15 protein-coding genes are annotated in these 17,283 nt (G+C 68.0%); 11 read left to right on the top strand and 4 right to left on the bottom strand.

All coding sequences use genetic code 11. The annotated features are described in order from the left end of the window. Nucleotides 1-2 precede the first annotated feature (2 nt). The 8 genes from tsf to AC3ENX_RS12565 all read left to right on the top strand — a co-directional run bounded on the left by tsf (nt 3) and on the right by AC3ENX_RS12565 (nt 5,584). Complete coding sequence (gene tsf / locus AC3ENX_RS12600) at nt 3-830, top strand: translation elongation factor Ts (RefSeq protein WP_434812223.1); 828 nt, start codon at nt 3-5, stop codon at nt 828-830. Between the two features lie 89 nt (nt 831-919). Continuing rightward, nucleotides 920-1,639 (top strand): UMP kinase, encoded by a 720-nt coding sequence (gene pyrH, locus AC3ENX_RS12595; protein WP_434812222.1) that lies wholly within the window; start codon nt 920-922, stop codon nt 1,637-1,639. Nucleotides 1,640-1,695: 56 nt separating this feature from the next. Next, entirely contained in the window at nt 1,696-2,250 is a 555-nt protein-coding gene (frr, locus tag AC3ENX_RS12590; protein WP_434812221.1) for a ribosome recycling factor, read from the top strand. An 18-nt stretch (nt 2,251-2,268) separates the two neighbouring features. Further along, nucleotides 2,269-3,282, top strand: a complete 1,014-nt coding sequence (locus AC3ENX_RS12585) for a phosphatidate cytidylyltransferase (protein ID WP_434812220.1) — start codon at nt 2,269-2,271, stop codon at nt 3,280-3,282. Continuing rightward, nucleotides 3,282-3,830 carry a DivIVA domain-containing protein gene (locus AC3ENX_RS12580; protein ID WP_434812219.1) on the top strand — a complete coding sequence of 183 codons (549 nt, stop codon included), beginning with the start codon at nt 3,282-3,284 and terminating at the stop codon, nt 3,828-3,830. The genes AC3ENX_RS12585 and AC3ENX_RS12580 overlap by 1 nt, the downstream gene beginning before the upstream one ends. A gap of 48 nt (nt 3,831-3,878) precedes the next feature. Then, nucleotides 3,879-4,577, top strand: coding sequence for an aggregation-promoting factor C-terminal-like domain-containing protein (locus AC3ENX_RS12575; protein ID WP_434812218.1), 699 nt, complete (start codon nt 3,879-3,881; stop codon nt 4,575-4,577). A gap of 9 nt (nt 4,578-4,586) precedes the next feature. Further along, nucleotides 4,587-4,868 carry a hypothetical protein gene (locus AC3ENX_RS12570; protein WP_434812217.1) on the top strand — a complete coding sequence of 94 codons (282 nt, stop codon included), beginning with the start codon at nt 4,587-4,589 and terminating at the stop codon, nt 4,866-4,868. Next, nucleotides 4,868-5,584, top strand: coding sequence for an alpha/beta hydrolase (locus tag AC3ENX_RS12565; protein ID WP_434812216.1), 717 nt, complete (start codon nt 4,868-4,870; stop codon nt 5,582-5,584). The genes AC3ENX_RS12570 and AC3ENX_RS12565 overlap by 1 nt, the downstream gene beginning before the upstream one ends. Nucleotides 5,585-5,587: 3 nt before the next feature. Here the strand turns inward: AC3ENX_RS12565 and AC3ENX_RS12560 are convergent, their stop codons facing one another. Further along, nucleotides 5,588-6,667, bottom strand: a complete 1,080-nt coding sequence (locus AC3ENX_RS12560) for an AI-2E family transporter (protein ID WP_434812215.1) — start codon at nt 6,665-6,667, stop codon at nt 5,588-5,590. Nucleotides 6,668-6,833: 166 nt separating this feature from the next. Here AC3ENX_RS12560 and AC3ENX_RS12555 point away from each other — a divergent pair, with 166 nt between their 5' ends. Continuing rightward, nucleotides 6,834-8,657, top strand: a complete 1,824-nt coding sequence (locus AC3ENX_RS12555; protein WP_434812214.1) for a DUF8094 domain-containing protein — start codon at nt 6,834-6,836, stop codon at nt 8,655-8,657. Continuing rightward, nucleotides 8,654-9,598, top strand: a complete 945-nt coding sequence (locus tag AC3ENX_RS12550) for a tetratricopeptide repeat protein (protein ID WP_434812213.1) — start codon at nt 8,654-8,656, stop codon at nt 9,596-9,598. Before AC3ENX_RS12555 ends, AC3ENX_RS12550 begins: the two co-directional genes overlap by 4 nt. Nucleotides 9,599-9,701: 103 nt before the next feature. Here the strand turns inward: AC3ENX_RS12550 and glgB are convergent, their stop codons facing one another. The 3 genes from glgB to glgX are packed head-to-tail and all read right to left on the bottom strand — an operon-like array spanning nt 9,702 to nt 16,050. Further along, nucleotides 9,702-11,837, bottom strand: a complete 2,136-nt coding sequence (gene glgB / locus AC3ENX_RS12545) for a 1,4-alpha-glucan branching protein GlgB (RefSeq protein WP_434812212.1) — start codon at nt 11,835-11,837, stop codon at nt 9,702-9,704. Further along, nucleotides 11,834-13,918: an alpha-1,4-glucan--maltose-1-phosphate maltosyltransferase gene (locus AC3ENX_RS12540; RefSeq protein WP_434812211.1), complete on the bottom strand. Its 2,085-nt coding sequence runs from the start codon at nt 13,916-13,918 to the stop codon at nt 11,834-11,836. The genes glgB and AC3ENX_RS12540 overlap by 4 nt, the downstream gene beginning before the upstream one ends. A 50-nt stretch (nt 13,919-13,968) precedes the next feature. Next, nucleotides 13,969-16,050 carry a glycogen debranching protein GlgX gene (gene glgX, locus AC3ENX_RS12535; protein ID WP_434812210.1) on the bottom strand — a complete coding sequence of 694 codons (2,082 nt, stop codon included), beginning with the start codon at nt 16,048-16,050 and terminating at the stop codon, nt 13,969-13,971. Between the two features lie 50 nt (nt 16,051-16,100). Here glgX and AC3ENX_RS12530 point away from each other — a divergent pair, with 50 nt between their 5' ends. Further along, nucleotides 16,101-17,276, top strand: coding sequence for a cysteine desulfurase family protein (locus AC3ENX_RS12530; RefSeq protein ID WP_434812209.1), 1,176 nt, complete (start codon nt 16,101-16,103; stop codon nt 17,274-17,276). The last annotated feature ends 7 nt before the right edge of the window (nt 17,277-17,283 follow it).

Below are 17,283 nucleotides of genomic sequence, written 5' to 3'. Positions count from 1 at the left end.
CCATGGCAAACTTCACCATCGCCGACATCAAGACGCTGCGCGAGCAGCTCGGCACCGGAATGGTCGACACCAAGAAGGCACTCGAGGAGGCCGACGGCGACCTCGAGAAGGCCGTCGAGATCCTGCGTCTGAAGGGCGCGAAGGGCAACGCCAAGCGCGCCGACCGTTCCACCAGCGAGGGCCTCGTCGCCGCCGCTGAGCAGGACGGCAAGGTCACGATCATCGAGCTCAACACCGAGACCGACTTCGTCGCCAAGAACGAGCGCTTCATCGCGCTGGCCGACAAGGTGCTCGCCGCCGCTGCGGCCGCCGGCGCCGACTCGGCAGAGGCCGCACTTGCCGCTTCCGCCGGATCGCAGACCGTCGCAGAGCTCATCTCGGATGAGGCCGCGATCATCGGCGAGAAGGTCGAGCTGCGCCGCGTGCGTACGCTCTCCGGCGACGCCTTCGAGATCTACCTGCACAAGACGAGCAAGGACCTGCCCCCGCAGATCGGTGTCGTGGTGGCCTACTCGGGCGACGACGCGGAGACGGCACGCAGCATCGCGCAGCACATCTCGTTCGCGAACCCCTCCTACCTCAGCCGTGACGACGTCCCCGCCGCGGATGTCGAGAAGGAGCGCGAGATCGTCACCGAGATCTCGCGCAACGAGGGCAAGCCCGAAGCCGCACTGCCGAAGATCGTCGAAGGCCGCGTGAACGCGTACCTCAAGCAGGTCGCGCTCCTCGACCAGGACTACGCCAAGGACAACAAGCTGTCCGTCGCGAAGGTCGCCGCCGACGCAGGCCTCACCATCACCGACTTCGCCCGCTTCAAGGTCGGCGCGTAAGTCGGACAAGGGGCTCGCATCCTCGGATGCGGGCCCCTTCTCCATGCCCACGATTCGATAGTCTGCATTCGCGACGAGAGGAACCCTGCGTGATCGACGAGAACACCGGACGCCGCCGCGTCCTTCTGAAACTTTCCGGTGAAGCGTTCGGAGGCGGTCAGCTCGGCGTGAATCCCGACGTCGTCGGCCAGATCGCCCGTGAGATCGCCGCCGCGGTCGACCGTGTCGAGATCTCCGTCGTCGTGGGCGGCGGAAACTTCTTCCGCGGCGCCGAACTCAGCCAGCGCGGCATGGACCGAGGGCGCGCCGATTACATGGGCATGCTCGGAACGGTCATGAACGCCCTCGCGCTGCAGGACTTCCTGGAGCAGGCCGGCGCCGCAACCCGCGTCCAGTCCGCGATCGCCATGACACAGGTCGCGGAGCCGTACATTCCGCGCCGCGCCGAGCGTCACATGGAGAAGGGCCGCGTCGTCATCTTCGGTGCGGGAGCAGGTCTGCCGTACTTCTCGACCGACACCGTCGCGGCGCAGCGTGCGCTCGAGATCGGCGCCGATGAGGTCCTCGTGGCCAAGAACGGTGTCGACGGCGTCTACACGGCCGACCCGAAGAAGGATCCGACGGCAGAGCGTATCGACGAGATCACGTACCTCGACGCGCTGCAGCGCGGCTTGAAGGTCGTCGACTCGACCGCGTTCAGCCTGTGCATGGACAACGGGATCGACATGCGCGTGTTCGGCATGGAACCGGCCGGCAACGTCACGAAGGCGCTCCTGGGCGAAACGATCGGCACGCTCGTCACCGCGTAGATCGCGGCGCTGCTCAACTAGACTCGATCTTCGACGTACCGACGAATGGAGTTCCCGTGATCGCCGAGATCCTGGCCGACACGAAGACGCGCATGACCCGTGCCGTGGAGGCGGCGAAGGAAGACTTCGCCACCGTCCGCACCGGTCGCGCCAACCCGCAGCTCTTCCAGAAGATCCTGGTCGACTACTACGGCTCGCCGACCCCGCTCGCGCAGCTGGCGTCACTGCAGAGCCCCGAAGCCCGATCGCTCGTCATCACGCCGTACGACAAGTCGGCGCTCAAGGCGATCGAACAGGCCATCCGAGACACCCCGAACCTCGGCGTCAACCCGACGAACGACGGCAACATCGTGCGGGTCACGATGCCCGAGCTCACCGAGGAGCGTCGCAAGGAGTACGTCAAGCTGGTGCGCTCCAAGGGCGAAGACCACAAGGTGCACCTGCGCGGCATCCGCCGCAAGTCCAAGGACGAGCTCGACGCGCTCAAGAGCGAGGTCGGCGAAGACGACCTCGCCCGCGCCGAAAAGGAGCTCGACGGCATCACGCGCACGCACGTGGACGCCATCGACGATGCGCTCAAGCGCAAAGAGTCCGAGCTGCTCGAGGTCTGAGGCCGAGGCGACGACGACATGAGCGACACCGACGACGCGGCTGACGGCGGCGCGACGCCGTCAACGCGCGCTGAAGCGCGCCGCGTTGCGCAGGAGTCGTCGTTCCAGACGCACGTGCGGCAGGCCCGCACCGACTTCGAGCAGCACATCGAGAAGGCACGCGCCGACTTCGAACAGGCCAACGAGCGCATCAACGAACGCTCCGGCCGAAACCTGCTGTCGGCGATCGCGATCGGCGTCCTGATCGGGGCGGCGGTGCTCGCATCGCTGCTGTTCGTGAAGTGGCTGTTCCTCCTGTTCGCCATTCCGGCGGTGCTGCTGGGCATCTACGAGTTCGTCCGGGCTCTGCAGGCATCGGGTCGGCGGGTCGACGTGGTGCCGCACCTGATCGGCGGTCTGCTGATCCTTCTCGCGGCGTTCTTCTACGGCCACTGGACGCACTGGGTGATCACGTACGCCGTGGTCGCCGCGCTGATCGTCATCCGTCTCGTCGCGCAGATGGCGGCGCGCAACGGCCGCCGCTACGGCGATGTCCTCGCAGACGCACTCGTCGCCGGATTCGTCCCGCTGTACGTGCCGTTGCTGGCGAGCCTCGCCCTCGTGCTGCTGCGCCAGGAGCAGGGCGAGCTGTGGGTGCTGGCGATGGTCGCGATCGCTGTCGCCGCCGATACCGGGGCCTATGCGGCGGGGGTCGCCTTCGGACGGCATCCGATGGCGCCTCGGATCAGCCCCAAGAAGACGTGGGAGGGTTTCGCAGGCGCTGCGCTCGCTGCGGCGGTCGTCGCAGTGCTCCTCGGCATCCTGATGCTGCACATTCCGTGGTGGGCAGCCCTGCTGTTCGGGGTCGCGATCCTCGGCTCGGCGACGATCGGTGATCTCGGTGAGTCCATGATCAAGCGCGATCTCGGCATCAAGGACATGAGTTCGGCGCTTCCGGGTCACGGTGGCGTGCTCGATCGGCTCGACTCGATCCTCCCGTCGACGGTGCCCGCGCTGGCGCTGTACTTCCTCTTCTTCCCGATGGCGGTGTGATGAGCACTCCTGCGTTCCCGCGCGAGTCGGGCCGTCGGCGCGGCTACGAGCCGCGCGCGGTCGACGCCTTCCTGCAGCGCGCTCGTGCCGGATTCGAGTCTGACGGTGGTGACGCGCCGAGCTCGCTCGACGTCCGCGCCGTCGGGTTCCCACTCGTCCGTGGCGGCTATGTGCCCGCCGCGGTCGATGCCGCCCTGGGGCGCATCGAGGACGCGTTCGCGCTGCGGGAACGCGAACAGGCGCTCTCTCAACGTGGTGCCCGCGCGTGGCTCGGTCGTTCTCGGACGCTCGGGCAGGAGATCCTCGATCGACTCCGGCGGTCGCCGGGGGAGCGGTTCGAGCGAGTCGGCCTGCTCCACTACGGATACCGCCTCGACGAGGTCGACATCGTGGCCGATCGCATCGCCGAATACCTGGAGACTGGCGCCGACCTGACCCCTGACCAGGTGCGCTCGGTGGCCTTCCGCATGCAGCGTCGCGGCTATCGGGAACAACAGGTCGACGCAGTCCTAGACGCCGTCGTCGAGGTCATGCTCGCGGTGCGCTGACCCCTCGAATGGCACGTTCGGCATCGCGGCGCTAGAATATTCGGCATTGTGACTTCCGATCGTGACCTGCTCCCCGCTCCAGGCCGCGCGGTGGCCGGTGTGGCGAAGGTCCGTCGGACCGAGCAGCGCTGGTCTCGGCGTCGTGGTGTGACCGGCGCGTTCGCAGCATTCGCCGCGGTCGTGTGCGCCGGCGCGTACGTCGCGCCCCTGGGGGCCACGGTGGCCGATGCGAACGCTGCCGAGGTCGAGGTCGAGACGGTGTCGCTCTACGCCGAGACCGTCGGCGACACGCAAACCTATGTCGCGGCATCCGCGGACGCGTCTGCGGCGGCCTTCGACCGAAGCTCGATGACCTACAGCGTCTACGTGAAGCCGAAGCCGACGCCGACGCCGACGCCGACGGTCGAAGCGAGCACGGCATCCTCCGGGTCGTCCTCGAGCGCCGCCGCAAGCCCGAAGTACACCGGCGGAGGCTCCAAGACGGAATGGCTCACGGCAGCCGGCATCGCGGAAAGCGACTGGTCGTTCGTCGACTACATCGCGACGCGTGAGAGTGGATGGAACCCGAACGCCACGAACCCGTCGTCGGGAGCGTGTGGGCTCATTCAGGCTTACCCCTGCAGCAAGGTTCCGGGCAACGGTTACAACCCGGTCGACAATCTGCGCTGGGCCAACGGCTATGCGGTCGGGCGGTACGGCAGTTGGGCCGCCGCCTACGACTTCTGGACTGCGAACCACTGGTGGTGAACGCACGAGGTGCCTCGGTCCAATCGTCGACGTTCTGAGGGCGACGACGCCTCGTTCGAACGCTTGCTGAGCGGCTGGAAGCGCACCGAGATCCGGCGCGGTGTCGAGTGGACGGTGCAGCCTGTGGCTGCTGCCCAGGCGCAGAAGCCATACACGTGCCCCGGCTGCGGTCGAGAGGTGTCTCCCGGCGTCGCGCACCTCGTCACATGGCGGGCGGACGGCATTCTGGGCGATGCGGCAGACCTTGCCGCGCGTCGGCACTGGCACACATCCTGTTGGAGGATCGGCTGATGGAGATTCGAGGACCGGCGCTCCTCCCGGCGCGTCGCGAAGACATCGAGCTGCATACGCTCGACGGATTGACGCTCGTCGGTGAACTGGCGAGCCCCGAGTCAGCCTCACCCGTGGCGACCCTGGTGACGCTCCACCCGCTGCCCACTGCGGGCGGATTCATGGACTCGCACATCCTGCGCAAAGCCGCCGCTCGACTCCCCGCATTGGCAGACCTGGCCGTGCTCCGGTTCAACACCCGCGGCACGACGTCGCCCCGGGGCACCAGTGACGGGGCCTTCGACGGCGGCCGGGCCGAGGCGTTCGATGTCGCCGCGGCGATGGACTTCGTACGCGAGCGGCGGTTGCCCCGGCCCTGGCTCGTCGGCTGGTCGTTCGGCACGGAGCTCGCACTCAAGTACGGGCGGGACCACGACGTCGAGGGCATCATCCTGCTGTCACCGCCGTTGCATCGCGCCACCGCCGATGACGTCGCGGCCTGGGCAGATGAGCCGCGGTCGGTGATCGCGTTGATCCCCGAATTCGACGACTACCTGCGACCAGCCGAAGCCGCCGACCGGTTCGCGAGCGTGCCCCATGCGACCCTCATCCCCGTGGAGGGGGGCAAGCATCTGTGGGTCGGCGAGACGCAGACCAGACGCGTGCTGACCGAGATCGTGGGCGCGGTCAACCCCGAGGCGCTGCCGCTGCCCACCATGTGGCACAGCGCCGGCTGAGGGTCACAGCTCGTTCTGTCGCGGGATGATGACCTGGCGGTAGATGATCAGCAGGCTCGCCGCGACCGGGATGGCGATGAGGGCGCCGAGCAGGCCGAGCAGCGAACCACCCGCGAGGGCGGCGATGACGACGACAGCGCCGGGCACCGAGACGGCACGGTTCATGATCCGTGGTGACAGGACGTACGCCTCGACCTGCATGTAGACGACGTACCAGATGAGGGCGACGAGCGCCGTCAGGGGCGACGCCAAGCCGGGGATGAGACAGGTCAGCACGATGATCGCGGAGCCGGTGAGCGTGCCGACGAGCGGGATGAGTGAGAAGAAGAACGCGACGACCGCGAGCACCGCCGGGAAGGGTGCACCGATGATGCTGAGGAAGATCGCGCTCAGCACGCCGTTGATGAGCCCGAGCGTCACCTGGCCCATGACGTAGTACCCGACGGACGCGGTGATCTGCTCAGATAGGTCGATGAAGCGCGCACGCTTGGAGGCCGGCGACAGCTGGTAGACGGCCGCCTTCAGGTTCGGGGTCGAAGCGGTGAAGTAGATCGTGAGGATGAGCACGATCAGGGCGCCGGTGAAGCCCGAGATGATCCCCGTGCCGAGCGCGACGAGCCAGCCTGCCGCTTCGGTGCCGATCGTGCCGAAGTTGAGCGATTCCCACCACTCGGTGAGGTAGTCGAAGACCTGGTCGACATCGAGCAGCGGGAAGGACTCCTGAAGCCAGCCGCGCACGTCGTCGAGCGGCACCCAGGAGCCGTCCACGACCGACTCGACGAGAGCCTGCACCTGTCTGATCAGTTCGGCGATCTGCCCGACGATGATCGGCACGACCATGAGGATGATGCCGGCGAACGCGGCGAGCAGGGCGACGAAGGTGACCAGCAGTGCGGCCCAGCGGCGAAGCCCACGGCGTTCGAGCCACGACACGACGGGGTCGAGGCCGAGCGCGAGGAACAGGGCCGTGCCGACGTACAGGAGGATCGTCGACAGCGAGCTGACGCTCTGGATCAGCATGATGCCGATCCCCACACCGAGGGTCGCCACCAGTGCGGTGCGGAACGGATGCTGGATCTTCACGGAGCCCTCTTCTGCAACGACGGTCGACAGTCACAATACGCAGGAGATCGGGCCCCGTGCGGGAGCCGCGCGCCCTCCCGGGCGACATTCAGGACTTCTTCGCTAGTCTGGAACGTCGATTGTGCGCCCGAACGCTGAGTCGCCGGGTGCAGGAAGGTCTTGATTCGTGCGTTTCGTGTGGGCTGTCGCCGCCTTCGTGCTGGCGACGCTGATGATCGGCGCCGGCATCGCGCAGCGGACCGTGCTGCAAGGTCCCGAGTCCGAGAGCCAGTCGATCGAGATCGATGAGAGCGTCCCCTACATCCTCATCGACGGAGCAGTGCTCAACAGTCACGACGGCGCGCAGACGCTGCGCGCACGCGGTGACGGCACGATCTTCGCGGCTTACGGTCGCACGGCAGATATGACCGCGTGGCTCGGCACGAGCGACTACGTGTCGGTGACGGTTTCGGATGCCGGAACGATCCGCTCCGAGGTCGTCACCGCTCCGGAGCCCGAGACGGACGCGACCGCGGAAGAAGCCGCAGCCGAGGCAGCACCGCTCGATCCACACGGCTCCGACCTGTGGCTTGACGAGTTCGAACATGACCGCACCCTGATCACGTCGCTCGAACTGCCCGACGACGTGAGCCTGCTGATCGCGGCCGATGGCGTCGAGCCCGCGCCGACCGATCTTTCGTTGAGCTGGCCGACCGGTGTCACTACGCCGTGGGCCGGCCCGCTCATCGTCGGAGGTGCGCTCATGATGGCGGCGGGCATCGTGCTGTACATCCTCGGCGTGCGTCACGTCCGGCGCTCGCGCGGACCTCGTCGCAAGGGGCTGCCGATGGCGCACACCGAACCGATCGATCTGGCCGTCGAAGGCGCCGACAAGGGCGTCATCTCGGCGACGCCCGCGCGTCGGCAGATCACCCGCGGCCGCAAGAAGCTGCTCGCCGTACCGACGCTCGGCCTGTCGGCGCTCCTGTTCGCAGGCTGTTCAGCGGATGCCTGGCCGCAGTTCGGCTCGACGCCGACGCCCACGCCGTCGCAGTCGGTCATCGTTCCCGAAGGGCAGGGTGCTCCCGCCGTCACCAAGGCGCAGGCGGAGCGCATCATCGCGCGCATCGCGCAGACGGTCACAGAGGCCGATGAAGCGGCCGACCTCGACCTCGCCTCGACCCGCCTCGCATCCGCTGCCCTCGCCGTCCGCAAGACCAACTACGCGATCCGTGAGGAGCTGGATGACCACCCGGCTCTTGCGCCCATTCCGACGGAGGGCCTACAGATCCTGCTGCCGGAGGCCTTCGACGGCTGGCCGCGCACGTTCCTCGCCGTCATGGAGTCCTCGGACGACAAGTCCACGGTGATCATGGCGGTGACGCAGGACGACGCCTGGTCGGACTACAAGCTCCGCTATATGGGCAACATGTCGGGCGACACCGAACTGAACGTCGCGCCGGACTACGTCGGTGCGCTGACGGTCGCGCCGGACTCGCCGTTCCTCGTCCTGCCGCCGCAGGAGCTCGCCGGGGCGTACGCCGATGTCATCGACGAAGGCGACGACAGCGTCTACGCCGGCCTGTTCGACCTCGAAGCCGACACGCTGCGGGCGCAGATCACGGCCGACCGCGCGGACCGACTCGAGCAGTTCAACGAGACCGGCGAGGAGACAGGCACCCTGTCCTACGATGCCGTCGACGGGAACATTGAGGCCGTCTCGCTGGGCACCGTCGACAGCGGTGCGATCGTCGCCGTGACCATTCGCGAGAACGAGACCGTCGAAGCGACCGACGACGACGCCGTCATCAAGCTCCGTGACGAGGACGACGACGAAGACACCGGCAACCGCATCGTCGAGGCGCTGACCGACACGACGAGCGCCAAGGGGTACACGACGACGTATCTCGACCAGTTGTTCTTCTTCGTGCCGGCGCAGAGTTCCAACGAGTCCATCCGTCTGCTCGGATATTCGTCCGACATCCTCGGAGCCAAGGAGATCGAAGAGTGACCGATCCGACACCGGCTGCCGCGCTGCGCGGCGGCGTCGACCTTTCGTCGCTGCGGCAGCGGGCCAACCAGCCCCCGGCCGCGCCGACAATCCCGGCTGGGGCGGATTCCGGGCCGGCGCTCGTGTTCGACGTCACCGACGACACGTTCCCGCAGGTGCTGGAGCTCTCGCGCACCGTTCCCGTCGTCGTCGACCTGTGGGCGGAATGGTGCGGACCGTGCAAGCAGCTCGGCCCGATCCTCGAGAAGGTCGTCACCGAGTATGCGGGCCGTCTCGTCCTCGCGAAGGTCGACGTGGATGCGAACCCGCAACTCGCGCAGGGGTTCCGGGCGCAGTCGATCCCGATGGTCGTCGCGCTCGTTGCTGGGCAGCCCGTTCCGCTCTTCAACGGCGCCGTTCCTGAGCCGCAGGTGCGCGAAGTGTTCGAGCAGCTTCTGCAGCTCGCGGGCCAGCACGGCGTGACAGGCACCGTGCCGATGCCGTCCGCGTCTGCATCAGGGGACGACGCTGAGCCCGCAGAGCCTGCGATGCCGCCACTGCACCAGGAGGCGTTCGACGCGATCGAGGCGGGGGAGTATCCGCGCGCGGCCGCAGCCTACGAGCAGGCCCTCGCAGAGAACCCCCGCGACGCCGATGCGCTCGCTGGACTCGGCCAGGTGCGTCTGCTCACCCGCGTCGCCGACGCAGACCTCCAGGCTGCACGCGCCGCTGCGGCCGCAAGCCCCGCCGACATCGACGCGCAGCTGCTCGTCGCTGATCTGGATCTCGCCGGCGGGCACGTCGACGACGCGTTCGGTCGGTTGCTCGATCTGTTCGCAGTCCTGCCCACCGATGAGCGAGCCCCCGTACGCGAACGGCTGCTCGAACTGTTCGGCGTCGTGGGCGACGCCGATCCGCGCGTCACCCGTGCCCGCGGCAGGCTGTCGAGTCTGCTGTTTTGACAGGAGCCGGATCAATGCCGCGCAGCGGCGTTGATGCGGCTGCCTGTCAAGGTTGAGTGCCGCCGCGGAAGCGGCGGTGTATCGAAACCCGACCCGTCAGACGTCACGCTCGATGCCCGAGCCAGAGCACGCCGAGGGGCGGCAGCACCATCGTGGCGCGACCGCCTGCGCCCGCCGTCACGGTGCCGAAGTTGCCGACGCCGGATCCGCCGTATTCCGCGGCATCCGAGTTCAACAGCTCGCTCCAAGCACCCTCTTCGGGAAGATCGAGCGCGTAGTCGTGGATCGGCACACCTGAGAAGTTGCAGATCACGGCGACCGTGTTGCCGTGGTGGTCTCGACGCGCGAACGCCTGCACGTTCGGGTTCCAGTCCGGGCCACCCAACCGCGTGAACGCCTCGCTGTCGCTGTCGCGCGCCCACAGCGGCGCGTGATCGCGGTAGACGCGGTTGAGCGTCGCGACGAACTCGTGCAGTTGGCGGTGCGGCGGCTGATCGAGCATCCACCAGTCGAGCGCGCGCGACTCCGACCACTCGGCCATCTGGCCGAACTCCTGGCCCATGAACAGGAGTTGCTTGCCGGGGTGACCCCACATGTAGGCGAGGAACGCGCGCATGTTGGCGAGCTTCTGCCAGTGATCGCCGGGCATGCGCGTGAACAGCGTGCCCTTGCCGTGCACGACCTCGTCGTGGCTGATGGGCAGCACGAAGTTCTCGCTGAACGCGTAGACGAAGGAGAACGAAAGCTCGCCCTCGTGATGCGAGCGGTACATCGGATCGCGCTTGATGTACTCGAGCGAGTCGTTCATCCAGCCCATGTTCCACTTGAAGCCGAACCCGAGTCCGCCGCCTGAGGTGGGCTGGGTGACGCCGGGATAGCTGGTGGATTCCTCGGCGATCATCGCGACGCCCGCGTGCTTCTTGTACACGGTGGCGTTGACCTCCTGCAGAAAGCCGATGGCTTCGAGGTTCTCGCGGCCGCCGTGCACGTTCGGCTCCCACTCGCCTGCCTCGCGCGAGTAGTCGAGGTACAGCATGGATGCCACGGCATCGACGCGCAGGCCGTCGACATGGAACTCCTCGAACCAGTAGAGCGCGTTGGCGACGAGGAAGTTGCGCACCTCGCTGCGGCCGTAGTCGAAGATGAACGTGCCCCAGTCCTTGTGCTCGCCCCGCCGTGGGTCGGCGTGCTCATACAGTGCCCGGCCGTCGAAGCGGGCGAGGGCGAAGTCATCCTTGGGGAAGTGACCGGGCACCCAGTCCATGATCACGCCGATACCCGCCTGATGGAGCCGGTCGATCAGATACCGAAGATCATCGGGGTCGCCGAAGCGGCTCGTCGGTGCGTAATAGCCGGTGACCTGGTACCCCCACGATCCACCGAACGGGTGCTCTGCGAGCGGCAGGAACTCGACGTGCGTGAACCCTTGCTGCTGGACGTACTCGATGAGCTGGTCGGCGCCGTCGCGATATCCGAGCCCCGGGCGCCACGACCCGAAATGGAGTTCGTAGACCGACATCGGGCTGTCGTGCGGCGACGTGCGCCCACGCGCGGCGATCCAGTCCTCGTCCTGCCACTCGTACGCGCTGTCGGTGACCACCGAGGCCGTCGCCGGCGGCACCTCCGCAAAACGCGCCATCGGGTCGGCCTTGGTGACCCAGCCGCCGTCCGGCGTGAGCAACTCGAACTTGTATCGGGTTCCGACGCCGAGCCCGGGCACGAACAGCTCCCAGACCCCCGAAGAGCCCATGGAACGCATCGCGTGGCCCTGGCCGTCCCAGTCGTTGAAGTCGCCGACGACACGCACGGCACGCGCGTTCGGCGCCCAGACGGCGAATGACACCCCAGACACCGTGCCGAAATCGTGGAGCCGGGCACCGAGCACCCGCCACAGCTCCTCATGACGGCCCTCACGGATCAGGTGCAGATCGATCTCACCGACGGTGGGAAGGTGTCGGTAGGGGTCATCGGCAGTCCAGGTGGGCGCCTGCTCGTACGTCGTGACGAGTTCGTAGGCATCGGGCCGGGACGACATGCGCCCCTCCCACACGCCCGCGCGAACATGGGACAGCTCGACGCTCGATCCGTCGGCGAGCGCTGCCGTGACCGTTGCTGCGAGCGGGCGACGTGCGCGGATCACCCACCCTTCTCCGTCGGCATGCGGGCCGAGCACATCGTGGGGTGCGTAGTACGACCCGGTGGCGACGGTGTCGAGGGTGCGGGCGTCGACGGCGGTCATCGGGGGCTCCTCACGTGCAGGACGTGTACCGGCTCGTGGAAGGCATCGAGTCGGACGAAATTGTGCTCGTTCCAGGTCCACACGGCCCCGGTGATGAGATCTTCGACCTCGAATTCTGCGCCCGGGCGGATGCCGAAGGCGGCCGTGTCGAGATGGACCATCGTCTGGCGAGCCGAATGCGGATCGACATTGGCGACGACGATGACCGTGTCGCTGCGACCATCGGGGGAGACGGCCGCCGGCAGGTGCTTGCTGTACACGAGGATCGCGTCGTCGTCACTGTAATGCACCCGCAGTCCGCGCAGCTGGCGCAGCGCGGGGTGCGCGTCGCGGATGTGGTTCAGGCGGGTGAGATAGGGCGCGAGCGAGTCGCCGGAGGCTTCGGCACGTGCCCAATCGCGGAGTTTGTACTCGTACTTCTCGTTGTCGATGTTCTCTTCCGAGCCGGGGCGGGCGACGTTCTCGAAGAGCTCGTACCCGGCGTAGACGCCGTAACTCGCACCGGCGGTCGCCGCGATCGCCGCGCGAACCTTGTACGCCGGTCGCCCACCGTACTGGAGATACTCGGTGAGGATGTCTGGCGTGTTCACGAAGAGGTTCGGCCGCATGAAGTCGGCGGTCTCGCTGGAGATCGAGGTGAGGAACTCCTCGAGTTCGGCCTTGGTGTTGCGCCACGTGAAGTACGAGTAGCTCTGCTGGAAACCGGCCATCGCGAGCCCCTGCAGCGGCGCCGGGCGTGTGAACGCCTCCGCGAGGAAGATGACGTCGGGGTCTTCCGCATTCACGGTCGAGATCAGCCATTCCCAGAACTGCAGCGGCTTGGTGTGCGGGTTGTCGACGCGGAAGATCTTCACGCCCTGCGCGATCCAGTGGCGGACGATGCGCAGGACCTCTGCTCGGATCCCGGCGGGGTCGTTGTCGAAATTGACCGGGTAGATGTCCTGGTACTTCTTCGGCGGGTTCTCGGCGTAGGCGATCGAGCCGTCCGGGAGCGTCGTGAACCATTCGGGGTGCGCGGCGACCCAGGGATGGTCCGGCGCCGCCTGCAGCGCGAGGTCGAGCGCGACCTCGAGTCCGTTCTCTCGAGCGGCGCGGACGAATGCCCGGAAGTCGGCGAGCGTGCCGAGGTCGGGGTGGACGGTGTCGTGGCCGCCTGCCGCCGAGCCGATCGCCCACGGCGACCCTGGGTCGCCCGGGCCGGCATCCAATGTGTTGTTCGGGCCCTTGCGGTTGCGTTCGCCGATCGGATGGATCGGCGGCAGGTACAGCACGTCGAAGCCCATCGCGGCGACGCCCGGGAGGCGCTTGATGGCGGTGCGGAACGTTCCGCTCTTCACCGTGCCGTCCTTCAGCCTGCGGGCGCCCTCCGAGCGGGGGAAGAACTCGTACCAGGCCCCGACCCCGGCGCGCTCGCGTTCGACGAGCAACTCGTGCTCGTCGCCGATCGTGACGAGGGAGGCGAGCGGGCGCTGCGCGAACCGTTCGGCAATCAGCGGGTCGCGCACGACGACGAGCGCCTGCGCGTCGTCGACCGACGCGTCCCGCAGTGCGGCCGCCGAGGCCGTCAGCGTCTGGCGCTCGTCTGCGGGCCGATCCTTCTCTGTCGCCCCATGCTCGAACAGGCGCGCGCCCATCTCCCGCATGAGCGGGGCATCCACACCCGCCGCGATCTTCAGGTCTGCGGCGTGCTCCCATGTGGCGAAGTCGTCGCCGAACGCCTCGAACCGAAAGCGCCACCGGCCCTGTACGAGCGGCGCGACGACCACGCGCCACCGGTCGTAGCCGTCTCCGACCGCCGTCAACCGGTGGAGGGATTCGGTGCCGTCAGGCGCGAACAGTCGGACGTGGACACCGATGCGGTCGTGTCCCTCGCGGAATGCCACGACTTCGAACGTCACCGCCTCGCCCACGAACGCGGACGCTGCATACGCGCCACCGGGTGCCGTAGGACGCGGGTGCACGAGTGGGATGCGGCCGGCGACGGTGTCGTTCACGCCGCTCCAGGCGTGCGCCGGTCTGAGCGGGATCTGCGCCGTGCTTCGGACGGTGGGATCGACAGCGATGCGAGTCCTGGTAGCCACGTTCCGAACTTACCGTTGAAGCCGCCACGGCGACACCGGCGCGCGGCCGATTACACGACGCGGAACAGTCGCATCGCAGTCCCGGGCAGCGTCAGTGTCTCTCCCGGCGTCCGCCGATGCGCAGTGGTGGAGGGGCGCTCGTCCAGGCTCGACCACAGATCGAGATACCCGGTCACACCCTCGAGCGCCGGCAAGGTGACATCGATCGGCCGTTCGTTCCCGTGCACGATCAGCAGGATCCGGTTGGCATGTTCACGTTCGGGTGTGGAGCGCGCGTCGTACTGGAGCGTGCGGTGGGACGGATCGGTCCAGCGCTCGATCGACATCTGCTCACCGTGCTCGTCGTACCAGTCGATGACCGACGCGTTGGGGACGACCTGTTCCTCGTGCGCGAAGTGCACGGGGCGCAGCGCGGGGTTCTCGCGGCGGAGGGCGATCAGACGCCGCACGTGCGCGTGAAGGTCCTCCTGCCACTCGGCGGGCTCCCACGACATCCACGTGAGCGCGGAGTCATGGCAGTACGCATTGTTGTTGCCGCGTTGTGTCCGAGCGAATTCGTCGCCCGCCGTCAGCATGGGCACGCCCGCAGACAGCAGAAGCGTCCCGAGGAGGTTGCGCATGGCCTTCCGCCGCGTCGCGAGGATCGTCTCGTCGTCGGTGGGCCCCTCGGCGCCATGGTTGAAGGATCTGTTCGTGTCGGCGCCGTCTCGGTTGTGCTCGCCGTTGCCGAGGTTGTGCTTGACGTCGTACGAGACGAGGTCGCGCAGCGTGAACCCGTCGTGGGCTGTCACGAAGTTGATGCCGGCGAGCGGACCACGTTCGCGACTGAAGGTGTTCGACGATCCGGCGAGGCGGGTTGCGAACCCCCCGACGCCGACCGGCGACGTCGACGCGCGTCGTGCGTAGTCGACGTCGCTGAGCCAGAAGTTGCGGACCCGATCGCGGTAGCGGTCGTTCCACTCGGCCCAGCCCGGTCCGAACCCGCCGGTCTGCCAGCCGCCCATGCCGACGTCCCACGGCTCCGCGATCTTCTTGACCGACGCGAGATCCGGGTCCTCCGCGATCGCGCGCAGCAACGGGTGCTCGGCGTCGAATTCGTGCCCGTGGTCGCGACCGAGGGTGACGGCGAGATCGAACCGGAAGCCGTCGATCTGCATCTCGTTGGCCCAGTACCGCAGCGAGTCCAGGACGAGGCGCGATGCGGCAGGCGTGGATGTGTCGACGGAGTTGCCGCATCCGGTCACATCGATGTAGGCGCCGCTGGATTCCTGGCGGTAGTACGAGCGGTTGTCGAGACCGCGCAGGCTCGTGCGAGGACCACCGAAGCCCTCCTCAGCGGTGTGGTTGTAGACGACGTCCAGCAGCACTTCGAGCCCGGCCTCATGCAAGGCACGGACCATGTCCTTGAACTCGCGCACGATCGCGTCGGGGCCGGCCATGCGACTGTCCGCCGTCGCATACGGCGAGTGCGGCGTGAAGAAGTTGAGGCTGTTGTACCCCCAGTAGTTGCTGAGCCCGAGGTTCAGCAGGCGCGGCTCGGTGGCGAACGCGTGCACGGGAAGCAGTTCGACGGCGGTGACGCCGAGCCCCACGAGGTGCTCGATCATCGCGGGGTGTCCGAGCCCGGCATACGTGCCGTGCAACGCGGGCGGGATGCCGGGATGCCGCTTCGTGAGCCCCTTCACGTGCGCTTCGTAGATGACGGTGCGATCCCAGGGCGTGTCGGGCTTGCCGACGCCCTGCCAGTCGTAGGTGTCGTCGATGACGACCGAGCGCCAGTCCTCGTACCCGCCCGAGACGAGACCCCGGGAATACGGTTCGATGAGCAGGGTCTGCGGATTGAACGCGTGACCCTGTCCGTGCGGTCCGTCCGCTCGGACCGCGTACCGCACGCCGGGTGCGAGCGCGGGGGTGTCGACCTGCCAGACGCCCCCGCCGACGTCCGTGAGCGGCAGCGTCTCGACCGCCCAGTCGAGGTCGGTCGTGTCGAACAGGACGAGTTCCATGCTCGTCGCGTGCGCCGACCAGACCCGCAGCGTGCCGCCGTCTGCATGCAGCGTCACGCCGAGACGGTCCAGGGCCGGATCGTGCAGGCCGGGGACGGCGACGGGAGCGCCGGTGGGCAGCGACATGCGATCTACAGTAGTTGCGACGAACCGGTGGCAGGCGACGGGAGGCGGCGGTGTCGGCATACCTCGATCACGCGGCGACCACACCGCTGCGACCCGAAGCGCGGGATGCCTGGCTGGCGACGGCAGAAGACCTCGGCAACGCGTCGTCGGTGCACGGCGCGGGGCAACGCGCGCGCCGCCTGCTCGAGGAGGCCCGCGAAGCCATCGCCGAGGGGTTGGGCTGCGACCCGATCGAGATCGTGCTGACATCGGGGGGCACGGAATCGATCAACCTCGCGTTGAAGGGTCTGTGGTGGGCGCGTAACACGGGTGATGCGATCGTCCTGCCCGACGGTGAGCACCACGCGACGATGGAGGCCGTCGCGTGGTTGGCAGCGACCGAAGGAGCTGCCGTACGCGGCGTTCCGATCGATTCGACAGGTCGGATCGACGCATCGGCATGGACCGCCGCGCTCAGCGGCGCCGCCGTCGCGACCGCGCTCGTCGCGAACAACGAGGTCGGCACGATCCAGGATGTCGACTCCCTCGCCGCCGCCGCCGCGGCATCCGGAACCGCGTTGCACCTCGACGCGGTCGGCGCGGTCGGCCACGTCGCCCTGTCATTCGCACGCCTCCGTGGCGACGCCGCGCCCGGGACCGGCCTGCTGGCGATGAGCGTGTCGGGACACAAGCTGGGCGCACCGGTTGGCACGGGGGCGCTCGTCGTCTCGCGCCATGCCGCGCTCTCCCCGCTGGTCCATGGCGGCGGTCAGCAACGGGGGATCCGCTCCGGGACACAGGATGTGGCCGGCGCGGCGGCCATGGCGGCCGCGCTGACGGCGACGCTCTCGGGACGCGCCGACGAAGAACGGCGCGTGGCGGGTCTGCGCGACCTTCTGTGGGCCGGCATCCATACCGCAGCGCCCGGCATCGAGATGCTCGGCGACCCCGACCACAGACTGTCCGGCAATCTGCACCTGCTGCTGCCGGGTGCGGACGGCGAGACGATGCTGTTCCTGCTCGACCAGGCGGGCATCTCGGTCGCAACGGGCGCCGCCTGCCAGGCCGGCGTCACAGAGCCCTCGCATGTCGTGATGGCGATGGGGAGGGATGAGCGCGCGGCCCGGTCGGTGCTGCGCCTCACTCTGGGTCGAACGACGACGGCAGCGGACGTCGACGCGGTCGTCTCGGCGTTGCCCGACGCCTACCGCCGAGCATCCCGCGCCCGTTCAGGTCAGCGCTCGTAGACTGGAC

The organism is Microbacterium sp. bgisy189 (assembly GCF_057707225.1).
Note: the sequence above shows the minus strand (reverse complement) of the source record. Positions and strands in the feature narration are given on the sequence as shown.

Excerpts from the sequence above, each read along its gene's own strand:
- tsf (WP_434812223.1), top strand. The coding sequence starts at position 3 with ATGGCAAACTTCACCATCGCCGACATCAAGACGCTGCGCGAGCAGCTC.
- AC3ENX_RS12585 (WP_434812220.1), top strand. The coding sequence starts at position 2,269 with ATGAGCGACACCGACGACGCGGCTGACGGCGGCGCGACGCCGTCAACG.
- AC3ENX_RS12580 (WP_434812219.1), top strand. The coding sequence starts at position 3,282 with ATGAGCACTCCTGCGTTCCCGCGCGAGTCGGGCCGTCGGCGCGGCTAC.
- AC3ENX_RS12565 (WP_434812216.1), top strand. The coding sequence starts at position 4,868 with ATGGAGATTCGAGGACCGGCGCTCCTCCCGGCGCGTCGCGAAGACATC.
- glgB (WP_434812212.1), bottom strand. The coding sequence starts at position 11,837 with ATGACCGCCGTCGACGCCCGCACCCTCGACACCGTCGCCACCGGGTCG.
- glgX (WP_434812210.1), bottom strand. The coding sequence starts at position 16,050 with ATGTCGCTGCCCACCGGCGCTCCCGTCGCCGTCCCCGGCCTGCACGAT.